Source organism: Mycobacterium sp. TH-M82, from assembly GCF_057473605.1.
Genome location: NZ_JBYCKY010000030.1, coordinates 1 through 16,274 on the forward strand (window position 1 = coordinate 1; position 16,274 = coordinate 16,274).

The following is a 16,274-nucleotide window of genomic DNA, read 5'->3' on the forward strand; positions in this document are numbered from 1 at the left end:
CGAAGGTGAATCGTCGACCCGCAGCGATATCGACGAGGGCCTGCAGGTCGGGATTCAACCGCGCCCGCTTGCGCAGATGTGCTCCGACGTTCATCGCGCCTCCTTCGGTCACGCCATCAGGCGTCCTCCAGCAGATCCGGGGTGACTGCCGATTCGGTGTCCGCAATCCCCTCCTGTTTGGCCCTCCGGTCGGCCATCGACAGCAGCCTCCGGATCCGGCCAGCCACAGCATCTTTCGTCATCGGCGGGTCTGCGAGCCGACCGAGTTCTTCCAGCGACGCCTGGCGGTGTTGGACGCGCAGCTTGCCGGCCGCGGCCAGATGTCCGGGCACCGTGTCGCCGAGGATCTCCAGAGCGCGCTCGACCCGGGCGGCCGCGGCCACCGCGGCCCGTGCCGACCGGCGCAGATTGGCATCGTCGAAGTTGGCCAACCGATTGGCGGTGGCCCGCACCTCGCGACGCATCCGGCGCTCTTCCCAGATCAGCCGGGTGTCCTGGGCACCCATCCGGGTCAGCAGCGCTCCGATCGCCTCGCCGTCGCGGACCACAACCCGGTCGGCACCGCGGATCTCTCGCGCCTTTGCACTGACTCCCAGCCGGCGTGCCGCGCCGACCAACGCCAGTGCGGCCTCCGGTCCCGGGCAGCTGACCTCCAACGCTGACGATCGTCCGGGCTCGGTGAGCGATCCGTGCGCCAAAAACGCTCCGCGCCAAGCGGCCTCGGCGTCGGCGACGCTGCCGCCGACTACCTGGGCGGGCAAGCCGCGCACCGGGCGGCCCCTTAAGTCCAGCAAGCCGGTCTGGCGCGCCAACGCCTCGCCGTCCTTGGCAACCCGCAACACATAACGGGTGTTCCTGCGGATGCTGCTGGCCGACAACACGTGCACGATCGCGGTGTAGCCGTACAGATCGAAGATGTCCTTACGCAGCCGGCGCACGATGACGCCCAGGTCCACCTCGGCTTCGACCACCACCTGCCCGGCCACGATCTGCAACCCGCCGGCGAACCGCAGCAGTGACGCGACCTCGGCGCGGCGCGCACTCACCGAGCTGACCACCAGACGGCTCAGCTCGTCTTTGACTTCGGCCGTCATCGCCATGGCTCGCCACCTCCCGGCCCGATCCCACTGGGTCCACCCACACCGCTGTGCCGGCCACCGTCAACGGGGGACGCAGCGGAGGTCGGCACCGTGGGCGACGCGGTGCCGTCGTCACGCCCCCGCAGCCCGTCCAGAGCAGCCGCCAGTTTTTCTGGGTCATGTAAAGGTGTACCAGGTCTGGCGACGTCGACGAACTGCACGGCGGCCTGTAGCACGCTGGCGGTGCGGCACAGTTGCTCTCGCTCTCGCTCACTGGTCACCCGCTCGGCATCGATGATGATGTGGTGGACGGTGAATCCGGGTGCGTGCTGCGCGAGCACATGCAGGTGACGCTCGACCGAGAACCCGGCCGTCTCCCCCGGTTCGGCTGCCAGGTTGAGCACCAGGGCACGCCGAGCCGTGGTCGCCTGTAACGCTGCGGCCAGTCCGGGCACCAGCACGTGTGGGATCACACTGGTAAACCACGATCCCGGTCCGAGCACCACGAGGTCCGCGGCCATGATCGCGTCCACGGCCTGCCGGGTGGCCGGCGGGTCGTCGGGCAGCAGCCTCACCCGGCGCACCTTGCCCGGCGTGGTCGCGATCGCCACCTGCCCGCGGATCACCCCGAACATCCGTGGATCGGCGTCCAGCCCCGACACGTCGGCCTCGATCTGCAGCGCGATCGGGCACATCGGCAACACCCTGCCATTCACGCCCAGCATGCGGCCCAACTCGTCGAGGGCCGCCACCGGGTCGGCCAGCACCTCGTTGAGGCCGGCCAGCAGCAGGTTGCCGATCGGATGCCCGGCCAAAGCACCGCTGCCGCCGAACCGGTGCTGCAGGATGGTGGCCCACAACCGCCCGGATGGGCTGTCGGATGCCAACGCGGCCAGCGCCATCCGAAGATCGCCCGGCGGCACCACATCCAACTCGGCGCGCAGCCGCCCGGACGAACCGCCGTCATCGGCGACGGTGACCACCGCGGTCACGTGCGGTGTCAACCGACGTGCAGCCGACAGCGTCGCGTACAGACCGTGCCCGCCGCCCAGCGCGACAATGCTTGGGCTGGACCGATACCCGGCTTGCACACTCATTCGCGGCCCAGGTCCCGGTGTAACACCCGTACCGAGAGCCGGGCTTTAATGTCCTGGATTCCCTGGATGTCCTGGATGTCCTGAGTGTCCTGGGCCTCCAGCCGCCGCGCCAGCGCTTCGGCGATGGCGACACTGCGATGCTTGCCGCCGGTGCAACCGATGGCGACGGTCATGTAGCGCTTCCCTTCTCGGCGATAGCCCTCGACCACCAGGGACAATAGCCGGTGGTAGGTCTGAAGAAACTCGCCGGCGCCCGGCCGGCTCAGGACGTAGTCGCGCACCGCCGGGTTCTGGCCGGTGTGCGGACGCAGTTCGTCAACCCAGTGCGGGTTAGGCAGGAACCGAACATCCACCACCATGTCGGCGTCCATCGGTAAACCGTACTTGTAGCCGAACGATTCCATGGTGATGCTGGTGGGTGCTACGCCGGATACCTCGCCGAACGCCCCCTCGATGCTTTCCCGCAGCGCCCGCACCGACAGCGCCGACGTGTCGATGACGAGTTCGGCGGTCGCGCGGACCGGCATCAGCATGGCGCGCTCGGCGGCGATGCCCTCGGCGAGAGTCTGCCGGCCCTGCAGCGGGTGACTTCGCCGGTTCTGCTCGTAGCGGCGAATCAGCACGTCGTCCGACGCCTCCATGAACAGCACCTGGGGCTTGATGCCGCGGGTGGCCAACTCGGTGCGCACCGATTCGAGATCTCCGGTGAACCCGGCCGAACGCACGTCCATCACCATGGCAAGCCGGGTGATCCGCGATCCCGCCGCCAGCCCGAGGTCCACCATCTGGGTGATCAGCTCGGAGGGCAGGTTGTCTGCAACGTACCAGCCGAGATCCTCGAGCACCTTCGCCGCGGTGTCGCGCCCGGCCCCGGACAGCCCGGTCACCAACACGACGTCGATTCCGGATCCGGGGGCGCCCCGGTGGCGGTCCCGCACGCCCTTGCCCGTCTGGCCGGTCATCCCGATGCCCGCTCCTGATCGGCGGCACCGGCAGCGCGACCGGGATCCAGTGCCTCCAACACGGCCGCGGCAGTCGTAGCGCCGATGCCCGGGACGGACGTGATCTCTTCCAGAGTTGCCCTTTTCAACCGTGCCACCGACCCGAAATGCGAGATCAGCACCTTACGCCGGTGTCCGCCAAGCCCGGGAACCGAGTCCAGCACCGACGCCGTCATCCGTTTGGAGCGTTTGCTGCGATGATAGTTGACGGCGAACCGGTGCGCTTCGTCGCGAACCCGCTGCAGCAGATAGAGGCCCTCGCTGTGCCGCGGCATGATCACCGGGTCCGGCTCGGACGGCACCCAAACCTCCTCCAGCCGCTTGGCCAGGCCGACCGCGGCGACGTCGGTGACACCGAGTTCGTCGAGCACCGCCTGCGCGGCGTTGACCTGAGGTGCGCCGCCGTCGACGACGTAGAGGTTCGGCGGGTAGGCGAACCGGTGCGATTTCCCTTCGGCCGTCAGCAGATCCGGATGCTGCTGATCGTGCACATGCCTCAGGAACCGGCGTCTGGTCACCTCGGCGATCGAGGCGACGTCGTCGGAGTGTCCATCGCCGGCGGCTTCCCGGATCGCGAAGTGACGATAATCAGATTTTCGGGGTAGACCGTCTTCGAACACCACCAGCGAGGCCACCACGTCGGTGCCCTGCACGTGGCTGACGTCGACACACTCGATGCGCAGCGGCGCATCGGCCAGGCCTAGCGACTCCTGAATGTTCTGCAGTGCCACCGATCTGGCATTGAAGTCACCGGCCCGCCTCAGCTTGTGCTGCTGCAGCGCCTCCTTGGCATTTCGCTGAACGGTTTCGGCAAGCGTCCGCTTGTCACCGCGATGCGGCACCCGCAGTGTCACGCGCGATCCACGCAACCCGGACAGCCAACTGGTCAGCTCGTCGGCATTGCCGGGCAGGCACGGCACCAGCACTTGGCGCGGTACCGGGTTGGTCGCCTCGTCGGCGGACAAACCAAGTTCGGCCTGCTCGGCGTAGAACTGCGTCAAAAATTGCTCGACTAGTTGTGCATCACCGGAATCTGTTGGATCACCGGATTTCTCGATGATCCAGCCGCGCTGGCCGCGGACCCGGCCGCCGCGCACGTGGAACACCTGCACCGAGGCCTCCAACTCGTCGTCGGCGAAAGCCATCACGTCGGCATCGGTGCCGTCGCCGAACACCACGGCTTGTTTCTCCAATGCCCGCCTCATCGCAGCGATGTCGTCCCGCAGGCGGGCCGCCTTCTCAAAGTCGAGTCGTTCGGCGGCATCGGCCATCTGCTTTTCCATGCCCCGGATGAAGCGGTCGGTTTTGCCGGACAGGAAGTCGCAGAAGTCCTCCACGATTCGCCGGTGCTCCTCGCCGCTGACCCAGTCGACGCAGGGCGCCGAACACTTGCCGATGTAGCCGAGCAGGCAGGGCCGGCCGATCTGCTGCTGGCGCTTGAACACCCCGGCCGAGCAGGTTCGTGCCGGAAACACCCGCAGCAGCAGGTCCAGCGTCTCGCGAATGGCCCAGGCATGGGAGTAGGGCCCGAAATAACGCACCCCGTTGCGGCGCGGACCCCGATAGACCATCAGCCGCGGGTATTCCTCGTTGAGGGTGACCGCCAGCACCGGATAGGTCTTGTCGTCGCGGTAGCGGACGTTGAAGCGCGGATCGAACTCCTTGATCCAGTTGTACTCCAGTTGCAACGCCTCGACCTCGGTGTTGACCACCGTCCACTGCACCGTCGCCGCGGTGGTCACCATCTGGCGGGTCCGCGGGTGCAGGCCGGTGATGTCGGCGAAGTACGACGTCAGCCGACTGCGCAGGTTCTTGGCCTTGCCGACGTAGATGACGCGGTCATGCGAGTCCCGGAACCGGTAGACGCCGGGCTCGACCGGAATGGATCCGGGGACCGGACGGTACGTCGCGGGATCTGGCACGCAATCCAGGCTAGTCTGCGGTGAGCATGCGCAGAGTCGCCCTGCCGAGGCTCCGCAACTGCGAGTCTGCGCATGCTCACGGAGGCGGAGGGAGGCGGGGGTTAGCCTCTCCGGTAGCGGGCGACCAGCGCGCGCACCGCCTCCATGGCGTCCACGGCGCGTTCCCTGTCGACGGACTGGATCGCCATCACCGGGATGTACTCGTCGTCGGGCAGGTCGACCCGCGCCCAGCGTTTCCCGACCGGATAGGACACCCCGGTAACCTGCGACCACGGGATCAGCTGGTCACCGAACAGGTTGCGCACCGACAACCCGGCCGCACCCACCCGCAGCCGGGGGCGGGTGAACAGCAGAATCCCGCCGGCAATGATGATGCCCAGCCCGGCGATCGCCACCTGGTCGGAGGTTTGGAAGATCACGCCGCTGGTTTTGACCTTGAGCAGGACGCCTACCACGATGTGCGCGGCTGCGATCAGAAACGCCGCACCGCAGGCGAAGTACGGCATCAAGTGGGGGCGCACCACAATGTCCCATTCGTCCCATTCGTCCCGCCCGGTCGGGACCGTCATCGCGCAGCGCGCAGATCGCGCAGAGTCACCGCGGTGCTCAGTGCAGCTGCAGTCGCCTGCGCCCCTTTGTCTTCGGACGACGCCGGCAGCCCGGCGCGTTCCAGCGCCTGCTGTTCGGTGTCGGTGGTCAGCACACCGTTGGCCACCGGTGTCGCCTCGTCCAGCGAAACCCGGGTGAGGCCCTGCGTCACCGCATCGCAGACATAATCGAAATGCGGTGTGGCGCCGCGGATCACCACACCCAGAGCGACAACGGCATCATGGTCGCGGGCCAGTTCCTGCGCTACCACCGGGATCTCGATCGCACCGAGCACCCGCACCACCGTCGGGCTGTCGATACCCGACTCGGTGGCCACCCTGCGCGCACCGGCCAGCAGAGCGTCGCAGATCCTTGCGTGCCAGGTGCTGGCCACGATCGCCAGCCGCACGCCGGACGCGTCCAGCACCGGCATCTCCGGCACTCCCCCGGCTGGGCTCACAAGCCCCGGCTCACAGCGCACCGCCGAATTCGCCGGGCAGATGGCAGGATCCGTCGTAGTCCTCCAGTCCGGTCAGGTCGTGGCCCATCCGATCGCGTTTGGTTATCAGATACCGGATGTTGTCGGCGTTGGCCCGCACCGGCAGTGGCACCCGTTCGATGATGCGCAGCCCGTAGCCGTCCAGCCCAACCCGTTTGGCCGGATTGTTGGTCAACAGCCGCATCGAGCGGACCCCGAGATCGACCAGGATCTGCGCGCCGGTGCCGTAGTCGCGGGCGTCGGCGGGCAGCCCCAACTTGAGGTTGGCGTCGACGGTGTCGTGGCCGGCGTCCTGCAGCTGGTAGGCCTGCAGCTTGTGCATCAGCCCGATGCCTCGGCCCTCATGTCCGCGCATGTAGAGCACCACGCCGCGTCCCTCGCGCGCCACCATCGCCATCGCGGCGTCCAACTGGGGTCCGCAGTCACAGCGGCGTGAGCCGAACACGTCGCCGGTCAGGCACTCGGAGTGCACCCGCACCAGTACGTTGTCGCCGTCGGCGATCTCACCGCGGACCAGGGCGACATGTTCGACGTTGTCGTAGATGCTGGCGTAGCCGATCGTCCGGAACTCGCCGTGCCTGGTCGGGATCCGCGCTTCGGCGACCCGTTCGACCTGCTTTTCGTGTTTACGGCGCCACTCGATCATCTCGGCGATCGAGATCAGCGCCAGGCCGTGCTCGTCAGCGAAGACGCGCAGCTCCTCGGTGTGGGCCATGGCGCCTTCGTCCTTCTGGCTGACGATCTCGCAGATCGCGCCAGCAGGCTGCAGCCCCGCCAGCCGGGACAGGTCGACGGCGGCCTCGGTGTGGCCGGGCCGGCGCAGCACACCGCCTTCCTTGGCGCGCAGCGGAACGACGTGACCCGGGCGGGTGAAATCCTCGGCGACACTTGTGGGGTCGGCTAGCAGCCGCATCGTTGTGGCCCGGTCCGAGGCGGAGATGCCGGTACCCACATTGTGTTTCGCGTCTACGGTGATGGTGAACGCGGTTCCGTGCTTGTCCTGGTTCAGCGCATACATCGGCAGCAGGCCCAGTCGGTCGCAGATCGCGCCGTCCAGTGGCACACACAGATACCCGGAGGTGTAGCGCACCATGAAGGCCACCAGCTCCGGGGTGGCCTTCTCGGCGGCGAAGATCAGGTCGCCCTCGTTCTCGCGGTCCTCGTCGTCGATGACGATGACGGCCTTTCCCGCCGCGATGTCGGCAACCGCACGCTCGACGGTGTCCAACTTGGTCATCCGCGCCACCTAGTCAAAGTACGTCACTCAACCGCCCTCAGTAAGCGTGTCCGGGCAGAGGTGGTGTCGGGCGGCGTCGACGATGGCCGGCCCCCAGTCTTTGTAGAACCCCCGAAAGTGCGTCTCGTGGACTTCCTCGGGTGATATCCCGCGGTGTAGATCGTCGCAGATCCAGTGCCCGGCCTGCAGCGCTCCAGTCGGAGGCCGCACGGGGACGTCGAACTGTGTTAACTCAAAGAGGTAAGCGCGCTCTGCCGGGTTGGGATGCTTCTCGTCAGCGTTCGAGGTCGGCGCCAGCAGAACCGGTGCCAGGACGAGCCCTGCTGCCAGCGCTTGTTTCCTCACCTGCCTCCCCCTTGCCTGGATCTGGCGGGTTGTAGGACCAACCCGACTGGTTGGGCGCACTGTCCGAAACGCCTTTGACGTGCTAATCCAGCGTAGTAGCACCACTGCTTCGCGGCCATGAGCCGCTCGACATACTTGGCGATCACGTCCATATATTCTGGTTGACCTGCGAAGACACCGTGCATTCGGGCATCGGAGGCCAGCGGTGGAGCAGAGTGTGTCACCGACCTTCATCCCGCGGCCGCAGCGGCGACATCTACAGTTTTCGGACATGATCCGACGCATGGCGGTCATGGCACTGGTTGCTCCGATGCTATGGCTTGCAGCACCGGCGCACGCGAACGATCAAACTTACCTCGACTACCTCGACGCACACGGCTTCAAATACCAAAACCGGCCGGGCCTTGCCACGCCCGAGGGGGCGGTACGTTTCGGCCAGATCATCTGCGACAACCTCCGCCACGGTCGCCCGCCTCGCGATCGCTTCGACAAGACGATCGCCAACTCGATCAGCCAAGTGATGGTCGATGCCGCCCAGCATGAACTGTGCCCGGACACCCTCGGCGGGACCGCACAACCGACGCCGGAGCGGCCACCCACCCAGGCCGTGCCGACGCCACCGGAAACCCCACCGCCGCCTGAGGCGCCACCGCCACCGGAGCCACCGGAGCCACCGGAGCCGCTGCCACCGGAGCCATCGGAGCCGCTGCCACCGGAGCTCAACCGGTGAAACCACTACCCAGGCGGCGTGGAGCCGGTCTTCGGGAGCAGCCGTTCGACATACTTCGCGATGACGTCGACTTCCAGGTTGACCAACGTGCCCACCGGAGCCCGGCCCAGGGTCGTCAGCTCGCGGGTGGTCGGTATCAGTGACACCTCGAAATGGTCGGCGCCCAGGCCACTGACGGTCAGCGAAATCCCGTCGACGGTGATCGAGCCCTTCTCCGCCAGGTAGCGCGACAGCTTCGCGGGCAGCCCGATCCGTACGACTTCCCAGTGCTCGGCCGGGGTGCGGGCCAGGATCTGCCCGGTGCCGTCCACGTGGCCCTGCACGAGGTGCCCGCCGAGCCTGCTGCCCAGGACCGCGGCGCGCTCCAGGTTCACCCGGCTGCCGATCTCGAGGCCGCCCAGACTGGACCGGTCCAGTGTCTCGCGCATCACGTCGGCGCAGAATCTGCCATCGGAGAACACCTGCACCACGGTCAGACACACCCCGTTGACCGCGATCGAGTCGCCGTGGCGGGCGTCGGCGGTGACAGCGGGTCCGCGGATGACCAGCCGCGCGGAGTCACCGAGGTCGTCGCTGCTCACCAGCTCGCCCAGCTCCTCGACAATCCCGGTGAACACCACACCAGGCTAAGTCGGCCCGGGTCGAATGTGCTGAATAGGCGAAGGCACCCTTTACGATGACACCCATGCGCAGACTCTTCGCCACCCTGACCACTCTGACCACCCTGACCACGGGACTCGCCGCCGCCGCCCTGATCGCCGGCTGTTCGTCATCGAAGCAGGCCGACGGACTGCCCGACGCCGCGACGCTCGTCAAGGAGGCCAGCACCGCCACCAAGGACCTCAAGAGCGCACACCTGGTGATCTCGGTGACCGGCAAGATCGAGAAGCTGCCGGTCAAGACACTGGAAGGCGATCTGACCAACGACCCCAGCACCGCAGCCAAAGGCGAGACCAAGATCACACTTCTCGGCTCGGATGTCGACGTGAAATTCGTGGTGATCGACGGCGAACTGTACGGGGCGATATCTGGCGACACCTACGACGACTTCGGGCCCGCTGTCAAAATCTACGACGTATCGGCGATCCTCGACCCGGACAAGGGCCTGGCCAACATACTGGCCAACTTCACCGACCCCAAGGTCGAGGGCCGGGAAACCATCGACAAACAGGACACCATCCGGGTCACCGGCACGGTTCCCGCCGACGCCGTGAACAAACTTGCGTCGCAGCTGGGCGCCACCGGGCCGATGTCGTCCACGGTCTGGATCCAGGAGGGCGGCGACCATGAGCTGGTACAGGCCCGGCTGGACACCAGCCCGGGCAACTCGATCCAGATGACCCTGTCCAACTGGAACGCGCCGGTGGCAGTCGAGAAGCCGGCGGGAGCCTGATGCGCACCCGCCCCGGGACCAGCCCCGAAACCAACCGTGGCCTGGCGATCGGCGCCGGTAGCCTCGCCGTCCTGCTGGGCGCCCTGGACACCTATGTCGTGGTGACCATCATGCGCGACATCATGGTCGGCGTCGACATCTCGATCAACAAGATCCAGCAGGTTACCCCGATCATCACGGGTTATCTGTTGTTCTACATCGCGGCGATGCCGCTGTTGGGCCGGGCTTCCGACCGGTTCGGCCGCAAGGTGTTGCTGCAGGCCAGCCTCGCGACGTTCGCCGTCGGGTCCGTGGTGACGGCACTGTCTGACGATCTGGCGACGCTGGTGGTCGGCCGCAGCATCCAGGGTTTCGCCAGCGGTGCGCTGCTGCCGGTGACGCTGGCCCTCGGCGCCGACCTGTGGTCGCAGCGCAACCGCGCCGCCGTGCTCGGCGGGATCGGCGCCGCTCAGGAGCTGGGCAGCGTGCTGGGCCCGCTGTATGGCATCGTCATCGTCTGGCTGCTTCGGGACTGGCGCGACGTGTTCTGGATCAACATTCCGCTGACAGCGATCGCGATGCTGATGATTCATGTCAGCATGCCGGCCAAAGCCAAAGACAACGGCCCGCCGGAACGCGTCGACGTCGTCGGTGGGCTGTTGTTGGCAATCGCGTTGGGCCTGGCGGTCATAGGCCTCTACAACCCGGAACCGAACGCCAAACATGCGCTGCCCAGCTGGGGGGTACCGGTGCTGGGGTTCGCGTTGCTCGCCACCGTCGCTTTCGGGGTGTGGGAGCGCTTCGCCCGGACGAAGCTGATCGACCCGGCCGGTGCGAGGTTCGGACCGTTCCTGGCCGCACTGGGCGTCTCGGTCTGCGCGGGAGCGGCGCTGATGGTGACGCTGGTCGACGTCGAGTTGTTCGGGCAGGGTGTGCTGGGCATGGATCAAAACCATGCGGCTCTATTGCTGATGCGGTTCATGTTCGCGCTGCCGATCGGCGCCCTGGTGGGCGGCTGGATCGCGACCAGGGTCGGCGACCGTGCGGTGACGGTCGTCGGGCTGCTCTTTGCAGCTGGCGGCTACTGGCTGATCAGCAAATGGCCGGTCGATTTGTTCACCTACCGGCACGACATCTTCGGCGTGTTCAGCGTCCCCGCGCTCGACACCGACCTGACGGTGGCCGGGCTCGGGCTCGGCCTGGTGATCGGTCCGATCACTTCGGCCGCGCTGCGGGCGGTGCCGCCGCGGGAACACGGTATCGCCGCGTCGGGTGTGGTGGTCGCCCGGATGACGGGCATGCTGGTCGGGATGGCGGCGCTGTCAGCGTGGGGGCTATACCGGTTCAACCAGATCGTCGCGGCACTGCCCAAGCCGACCGGTGGCAGCCTGGTCGAGAAACTGCACGCCACCGGGGACAACTACCGGCACGCGTTCGCCCTGATGTACGGGGATATCTTCAGCAAAACCGCGATCGTCTGCGCGGTGGGCGCCCTGCTCGGCCTGCTGATCGGCAGCAGCAAGGAACACGCCGAGGAGCCGGAAACCGATGCGGCGTTAGCCACCGCCCAGCACTGATTCTGCTACCCGTCGGTCAGGACGGCACCAGGCTCAGCAGCAGATCCGGGCCCACCCGCTGCACTTCGTCGAACCGCCAGCGCAGCGCCCGCGCGATGCTGGGCACCCCGACGTCATCGACGGCGGTGATCGGCCCACCCAACAGGATCGGCGCCACATAGGCCAGGATGCGATCGATCACCCCGGCCCGCAGGAACGCCCCCGCCAACGTCGGGCCGCCCTCGAGCAGCACGTCGGTGCGATCGGAGAGCGCCTTGAGCACCTCGGTCGGATCGTGGCTGCGGATCACCATGGTGCGTGAGTCGTCGTTGAGAACGCGTGCATCCGGAGGCAATTCCCGCTCCCCCACCACCACGCGCAGCGGTTGCCGCTCTGCCAGGGTGCCGTCGGGCAGCCGGGCGGTCAGCGTCGGGTCGTCGACGAACACGGTGCCGGTTCCGATCACGATCGCGTCGGCGGCCGCGCGGCGCCGGTGCAGATCGGCGCGTGCGGCATCGCTGGTGATCCACTGGCTGGAGCCGTCGGCGGCTGCGCTGCGGCCATCGATGCTGGTGGCGTATTTCCACGTCACGTGCGGAAGCCCGGTGCGCTGCTTGTGCAGCCACTCGCGCAGCGGCCCGGTGGTCACCAGTTCGGCCTGCACCCCGGAGTCCACGTGCACGCCTGCGGCGGCCAGCCGCGCCGCGCCGCCGGCGGCGACCGGGTTGGGATCGTCGACCGCGTAGGCCACCCGCGCCACACCCGCGGTCAGCAACGCATCGACGCACGGCGGGGTGGTGCCGTGGTGGTTGCATGGCTCCAGGGTGATGACCGCGGTACCGCCGGCGGCCAGCGCACCGGCGCGGCGCAGCGCTACCACCTCGGCGTGCGCGTGGCCCGCCGGTTCGGTGCCGCCGACGCCCACCACCTGGCCGCTGCGGTCCAGGATGACCGCCCCCACCGGCGGATTGGGGTAGGTGCTGCCCTTGACCCGCTCGGCGTGCTCGACGGCCACCTGCATCGCGGCAGCAAGGGCATCGGGGCCGAAGGAGGGCTTGTCGTTCACTGGCTGCTCATTGCCGCAGGTGCGGTGAGACCGCCGCGGCCCGCCGCCGTAGCGCCTCGACCGCTGCGGAGGGGTCGTGGGCGCCGTAGACAGCCGATCCGGCGACGAAGCAGTCGACACCGGCCTCGGCGGCCTGCTCGATGGTGTCGGCGTTGATCCCGCCGTCGATCTCGACCAGGATGCTCAGCTCGCCGAAGTCGACCATCTTGCGGACCGTACGAACCTTGCCGAGCACCTCGGGGATGAACTCCTGACCGCCGAAGCCGGGCTCGACCGACATCACCAGGAAGGTGTCGAAGCTGCCTAGGATCTCCAGGTAGGGCTCCAGCGGGGTGCCCGGCTTGACGCTCAGCCCGGCCTTGGCGCCAGCGGCCCGAATGTCGCGGGCGACCGCGACCGGGTTGTCGGTCGCCTCGGCGTGGAAGGTGACGTTGTAGGCGCCGGCTTCGGCGTACGGCGGCGCCCAGCGGCCCGGGTCCTCGATCATCAAATGGCAGTCCATCGGGATGTCGCTGGCCGCCAACAGGCTCTCCACCACCGGCAACCCGATGGTCAGGTTCGGCACGAAATGGGCGTCCATCACGTCGACATGCAGCCAGTCGGCTCCGGGCACCGCGGCGGCCGCCTCGGCCAGCCGGGCGAAATCGGCCGCCAGGATCGACGGCGCGATCATCGGCCGATGGGTCTGGGCTGACATGGGAGTGAGCTTACTGTTGCAACGGCTTCAGGGCCGCGGCGAACATCGCGTCGGTGCCGTGCCGGTGCGGCCACAGCTGCACGTAGGGGCCCTCTCCCAGATCGCCGGCCGGTGCGAACAACGGCCGGGCGTCCAACGCGGTCACCGGATGGCGGCGCAGCGCGTCGGCGACAACGCCCACCGTCTCTGCCAGGTGCGGCGAACACGTCGCGTACAGCACCACACCGCCGGGGCGGGTCAGTCCGATCGCGGCGGCCAGCAGTTCGCGCTGCAGCTTGGTCAGCACCGGGACGTCGGCGGGCTGGCGCCGCCAGCGGGCCTCCGGCCGGCGCCGCAACGCGCCCAGCCCGGTGCACGGCACGTCCACCAGAACCCGGTCGAAACCGGACTCCAGCCCGCTGCACCGGCCGTCGGCAGTCAGCACGTCGACCGGCAGTCCGCGGGTGTTGTCGGCCACCAGCTCCGCGCGTTTCGCCGACTGCTCCACCGCGGTGACGCGCGCAGCGGCGCCCGAGCCGATCCCGGCCAGCAGCGCGGTCTTGCCGCCCGGCCCGGCGCACAGGTCCAGCCACCGCCCGGTGTCGAAGTCCACCGGCGCCAGGGTCAGCGCGCGGGCGACCAGCTGGCTGCCTTCGTCTTGAACCAAGGCGTGGCCGTCACGCACCGGTGCCAGCCGCGCCGGGTCACCACCCGGCAGGTACACCGCGTACGGCGAATACCGGCCGGCGGTGCCACCCACCGCGACGGCCAGCTCGGCGGCGGTCAGCGCGCCGGGCCGCACAGCCAGATGCACCTGGGGGCGGTCGTCGTTGGCGGCCAGCGCCGCGTCGAGCTCGCCGGCGGCCGCGCCCAGCGCGTCGGCGAACGCCTGGGCGATCCACCGTGGGTGGGCGTGGACGAACGCAGCGTGGCCCACCGGGTCGCGTGCCGGGTCGGGGGCCAGCTCTGCGGCCCAGGACGCCTCGTCGCGGGCGCTGATGGTGCGCAGCACGCCGTTGACGAACCCCGCTCGCGCCGAGTCGAATTCGAGGCCGGCCTGCTCGACGGTGGTGGATACCGCGGCGTGCTGCTCGACCCGGGTGCGCAGTAGCTGATAGCTGCCCAGCCGCAACAGGTCCAGCAGCACGGGATCGATCGTATCGACGCCCCGCGCGGCGGCCGCAGCGATGATCGCGTCCAACAGCCCGCGGATCCGGCAGGTGCCATAGGTCAGCTCGGTGGCGAAAGCGGCGTCGCGTCCGATGATTTCACGCTCGCGCAGCAGCGCAGGCAGCGCCAGATTGGCATAGGCGTCGCGCTGCGAGACCGCGCGCAGTACGTCGAACGCGGCGCGGCGTGCCGGGTCCAGTGGTTTGCGGCGCGGTTTAGCCGGCCTACGTCGGGGAGGCTTTCGTGGTACCGACGTGCGGCGCGGGTGGGTCATGACGCGTGTGCCGCGGGGCCGAGCCGGGCGCCGCGCGCCCAGTCGGCTGCGTCCATGGGTTTCTTTCCGGGCGGCTGTATTTGGTCCAGCCGGACCGGCTGTGAGCCGGTACCGATCCACACGTCATGCCGATCGGCGTGAATAGCACCGGGCTGCAATGTCTTTGGTGTTGTGGTGTCGATGCGCACCGGCCCGAGCTTGACTCGCAGTTCGCCGACCAGGGTCCAGGCGCCCGGATGTGGGGTCACCGCGCGGATCCGCCGCTCGACGACGTGAGCAGGGAGGTCCCAGCGCACCCGGGCCCCTTCGACGGTGATCTTCGGCGCGTAGCTGACCCCGTCGAGCGATTGCGGCACCGGGTCGACCGTGCCGTCGGCGACACCGTCGAGGGTTGCCGAAAGCAGCTCGGCACCGGATACCGCCAATCGGCCCAGCAGGTCGCCGGCGGTGTCGGCGGGCCGGATCACCTCGGTGACCACTCCGTAGACCGGACCGGAGTCCAGCGCCGGTTCGATCCGGAAAGTGGTGGCGCCGGTGACCGCATCGCCGGCCGCGATCGCCGCCTGCACAGGGGCCGCGCCCCGCCAGGCCGGCAGCAGCGAGAAGTGCAGGTTGATCCAGCCGTGGGGGGGTAGCGACAGCAGTGCGTCGCCAAGCAGTGCACCGTAAGCCACCACCGCGCAGCAATCCGGCGCCAGCTTCCACAGTTCCGCGACCGACTCGGCAGCGTTGGGCTTGGGTGGGCGCAGCACCGGGATGTTGTGGTCGAGCGCCAGTCGCGCCACCGGCGAGGGCTGCGGGTGTCTGTGCCGGCCGGCGGCGGCGTCGGGCCGGGTGAGCACACCGAGCACCTCGTGGCGCGGTGAGCCGATGAGACGACGCAGCGCGGGCAGCGCGGCATCGGGGGTGCCGGCGAACACGAGGCGCACCGGCCAGAGCGTACCCGGAAGAGATCGGCACCAGCGCCGAATTCATCCTGGCCCTGCTGGAGGTACACAGTGGTCGACATTGATTGCATTGCGGGAGTGCTGGTGTTACCCCAGTTGACGTTAGCCGAGTTGAAGCCGAAAGTATTGACGTCGCCGGGCACCCGAATCGAGGCAGCGATGGCAGAATACTCCGTGCCCGCCGGGTTGACCGGTGAGGAACACCCGCGGCACCGCGTCCAGGTGACGGTGGTGACCGTCGGAGATGGGGCGCGGTTCCGGGTGACCCGCGTCGGCGCCGGCAGCGGCGTGCCCGTCGTGCTGATCCCGGGGGCCTTCGACAACCGCCGTCTGAACCTGTGGCCGGGCGGGGGCGGGCTGGCCGACATGCTGGCCGGCGCCGGGTTCGATGCGTGGATCGTCGAGCGGCGCGGAACCGGCGGGGTGGCCGTCGCGGCCGGGGTTCGTGCGGGGTGGCAGGAGCTGGTCCGGGTCGATCTGCCGGCCGTTCAAGAGCTGGTGGCGGCGCAGACCGACCGCAGCGCGTTCTGGGTCGCGCATTCCTTGGGCGGTGTGGCACTGGCCCGCGCTGTCGCCGAGACGATGCGGCCGGTCGCGGGGCTGGTGCTGGTCAACGCCGCCGTCGACATCCCGCTGCTGGCCAATCCGGTCATCACCGCGGTGTTGCGCGCCCGGCTGTGGGGTGGTGTGTTCCCGGCCCGGCGGTTGCGCCTCG

The 16,274-nt window shown here is 68.5% G+C and carries 17 protein-coding genes; 4 read left to right on the forward strand and 13 right to left on the reverse strand.

The genetic code is table 11. The annotated features are described in order from the left end of the window. Positions 1-116: 116 nt before the first annotated feature. The 8 genes from whiA to AC2VON_RS01055 form a co-directional block, all read right to left on the reverse strand. The gene (gene whiA / locus AC2VON_RS01020; protein ID WP_486951296.1) at positions 117-1,094 is read right to left on the reverse strand and encodes a DNA-binding protein WhiA; all 978 of its coding nucleotides are present in this window, start codon (positions 1,092-1,094) and stop codon (positions 117-119) included. Beyond that, positions 1,091-2,176: a uridine diphosphate-N-acetylglucosamine-binding protein YvcK gene (gene yvcK, locus AC2VON_RS01025; RefSeq protein WP_486951281.1), complete on the reverse strand. Its 1,086-nt coding sequence runs from the start codon at positions 2,174-2,176 to the stop codon at positions 1,091-1,093. Before yvcK ends, whiA begins: the two co-directional genes overlap by 4 nt. Beyond that, a complete protein-coding gene (rapZ, locus tag AC2VON_RS01030) occupies positions 2,173-3,138 on the reverse strand; it encodes an RNase adapter RapZ (protein WP_486951282.1) in 966 nt (321 codons plus the stop codon). Before rapZ ends, yvcK begins: the two co-directional genes overlap by 4 nt. Further along, a complete protein-coding gene (gene uvrC / locus AC2VON_RS01035; RefSeq protein ID WP_486951283.1) occupies positions 3,135-5,099 on the reverse strand; it encodes an excinuclease ABC subunit UvrC in 1,965 nt (654 codons plus the stop codon). The genes rapZ and uvrC overlap by 4 nt, the downstream gene beginning before the upstream one ends. Positions 5,100-5,200: 101 nt before the next feature. Continuing rightward, positions 5,201-5,668, reverse strand: coding sequence for a PH domain-containing protein (locus AC2VON_RS01040; RefSeq protein ID WP_486951284.1), 468 nt, complete (start codon positions 5,666-5,668; stop codon positions 5,201-5,203). Beyond that, complete coding sequence (ribH, locus tag AC2VON_RS01045) at positions 5,665-6,120, reverse strand: 6,7-dimethyl-8-ribityllumazine synthase (protein ID WP_486951285.1); 456 nt, start codon at positions 6,118-6,120, stop codon at positions 5,665-5,667. Before ribH ends, AC2VON_RS01040 begins: the two co-directional genes overlap by 4 nt. Positions 6,121-6,157: 37 nt before the next feature. Beyond that, positions 6,158-7,423, reverse strand: a complete 1,266-nt coding sequence (locus tag AC2VON_RS01050; RefSeq protein WP_486951286.1) for a bifunctional 3,4-dihydroxy-2-butanone-4-phosphate synthase/GTP cyclohydrolase II — start codon at positions 7,421-7,423, stop codon at positions 6,158-6,160. A gap of 27 nt (positions 7,424-7,450) precedes the next feature. Then, positions 7,451-7,768 carry a DUF732 domain-containing protein gene (locus AC2VON_RS01055; RefSeq protein WP_486951287.1) on the reverse strand — a complete coding sequence of 106 codons (318 nt, stop codon included), beginning with the start codon at positions 7,766-7,768 and terminating at the stop codon, positions 7,451-7,453. A 283-nt stretch (positions 7,769-8,051) separates the two neighbouring features. Here AC2VON_RS01055 and AC2VON_RS01060 point away from each other — a divergent pair, with 283 nt between their 5' ends. Beyond that, positions 8,052-8,498: a DUF732 domain-containing protein gene (locus tag AC2VON_RS01060; protein ID WP_486951288.1), complete on the forward strand. Its 447-nt coding sequence runs from the start codon at positions 8,052-8,054 to the stop codon at positions 8,496-8,498. 5 nt (positions 8,499-8,503) lie between these two features. Here AC2VON_RS01060 and AC2VON_RS01065 read toward each other — a convergent pair whose 3' ends face one another. After that, complete coding sequence (locus AC2VON_RS01065) at positions 8,504-9,115, reverse strand: riboflavin synthase (protein ID WP_486951289.1); 612 nt, start codon at positions 9,113-9,115, stop codon at positions 8,504-8,506. Between the two features lie 59 nt (positions 9,116-9,174). Between AC2VON_RS01065 and AC2VON_RS01070 the strand changes: the two genes are divergently transcribed. Next, complete coding sequence (locus tag AC2VON_RS01070) at positions 9,175-9,891, forward strand: LppX_LprAFG lipoprotein (protein ID WP_486951290.1); 717 nt, start codon at positions 9,175-9,177, stop codon at positions 9,889-9,891. Further along, positions 9,891-11,447, forward strand: coding sequence for an MFS transporter (locus AC2VON_RS01075; protein ID WP_486951291.1), 1,557 nt, complete (start codon positions 9,891-9,893; stop codon positions 11,445-11,447). Before AC2VON_RS01070 ends, AC2VON_RS01075 begins: the two co-directional genes overlap by 1 nt. A 16-nt stretch (positions 11,448-11,463) precedes the next feature. Here the strand turns inward: AC2VON_RS01075 and ribD are convergent, their stop codons facing one another. The 4 genes from ribD to fmt are packed head-to-tail and all read right to left on the reverse strand — an operon-like array spanning position 11,464 to position 15,541. Beyond that, complete coding sequence (gene ribD / locus AC2VON_RS01080) at positions 11,464-12,447, reverse strand: bifunctional diaminohydroxyphosphoribosylaminopyrimidine deaminase/5-amino-6-(5-phosphoribosylamino)uracil reductase RibD (protein WP_486951297.1); 984 nt, start codon at positions 12,445-12,447, stop codon at positions 11,464-11,466. Between the two features lie 52 nt (positions 12,448-12,499). Next, the gene (rpe, locus tag AC2VON_RS01085; RefSeq protein ID WP_486951292.1) at positions 12,500-13,189 is read right to left on the reverse strand and encodes a ribulose-phosphate 3-epimerase; all 690 of its coding nucleotides are present in this window, start codon (positions 13,187-13,189) and stop codon (positions 12,500-12,502) included. Positions 13,190-13,199: 10 nt separating this feature from the next. Further along, positions 13,200-14,612, reverse strand: coding sequence for an RsmB/NOP family class I SAM-dependent RNA methyltransferase (locus AC2VON_RS01090; protein WP_486951293.1), 1,413 nt, complete (start codon positions 14,610-14,612; stop codon positions 13,200-13,202). Continuing rightward, positions 14,609-15,541 carry a methionyl-tRNA formyltransferase gene (gene fmt, locus AC2VON_RS01095; protein ID WP_486951294.1) on the reverse strand — a complete coding sequence of 311 codons (933 nt, stop codon included), beginning with the start codon at positions 15,539-15,541 and terminating at the stop codon, positions 14,609-14,611. The genes AC2VON_RS01090 and fmt overlap by 4 nt, the downstream gene beginning before the upstream one ends. Before the next feature lie 69 nt (positions 15,542-15,610). On the opposite strand from fmt, the gene AC2VON_RS01100 reads away from it, so the two are divergent. Next, the coding region (locus tag AC2VON_RS01100) for an alpha/beta hydrolase (RefSeq protein ID WP_486951295.1) at positions 15,611-16,274 on the forward strand (664 nt) is incomplete at its 3' end.

What these genes read in the sequence shown, in the direction of transcription:
- whiA (WP_486951296.1), bottom strand. Translation starts at nt 1,094, where the DNA reads ATGACGGCCGAAGTCAAAGACGAGCTGAGCCGTCTGGTGGTCAGCTCG.
- yvcK (WP_486951281.1), bottom strand. Translation starts at nt 2,176, where the DNA reads ATGAGTGTGCAAGCCGGGTATCGGTCCAGCCCAAGCATTGTCGCGCTG.
- rapZ (WP_486951282.1), bottom strand. Translation starts at nt 3,138, where the DNA reads ATGACCGGCCAGACGGGCAAGGGCGTGCGGGACCGCCACCGGGGCGCC.
- AC2VON_RS01040 (WP_486951284.1), bottom strand. Translation starts at nt 5,668, where the DNA reads ATGACGGTCCCGACCGGGCGGGACGAATGGGACGAATGGGACATTGTG.
- ribH (WP_486951285.1), bottom strand. Translation starts at nt 6,120, where the DNA reads ATGCCGGTGCTGGACGCGTCCGGCGTGCGGCTGGCGATCGTGGCCAGC.
- AC2VON_RS01050 (WP_486951286.1), bottom strand. Translation starts at nt 7,423, where the DNA reads ATGACCAAGTTGGACACCGTCGAGCGTGCGGTTGCCGACATCGCGGCG.
- AC2VON_RS01060 (WP_486951288.1), top strand. Translation starts at nt 8,052, where the DNA reads ATGGCGGTCATGGCACTGGTTGCTCCGATGCTATGGCTTGCAGCACCG.
- AC2VON_RS01070 (WP_486951290.1), top strand. Translation starts at nt 9,175, where the DNA reads ATGACACCCATGCGCAGACTCTTCGCCACCCTGACCACTCTGACCACC.
- AC2VON_RS01075 (WP_486951291.1), top strand. Translation starts at nt 9,891, where the DNA reads ATGCGCACCCGCCCCGGGACCAGCCCCGAAACCAACCGTGGCCTGGCG.
- ribD (WP_486951297.1), bottom strand. Translation starts at nt 12,447, where the DNA reads ATGCAGGTGGCCGTCGAGCACGCCGAGCGGGTCAAGGGCAGCACCTAC.
- rpe (WP_486951292.1), bottom strand. Translation starts at nt 13,189, where the DNA reads ATGTCAGCCCAGACCCATCGGCCGATGATCGCGCCGTCGATCCTGGCG.
- AC2VON_RS01090 (WP_486951293.1), bottom strand. Translation starts at nt 14,612, where the DNA reads ATGACCCACCCGCGCCGCACGTCGGTACCACGAAAGCCTCCCCGACGT.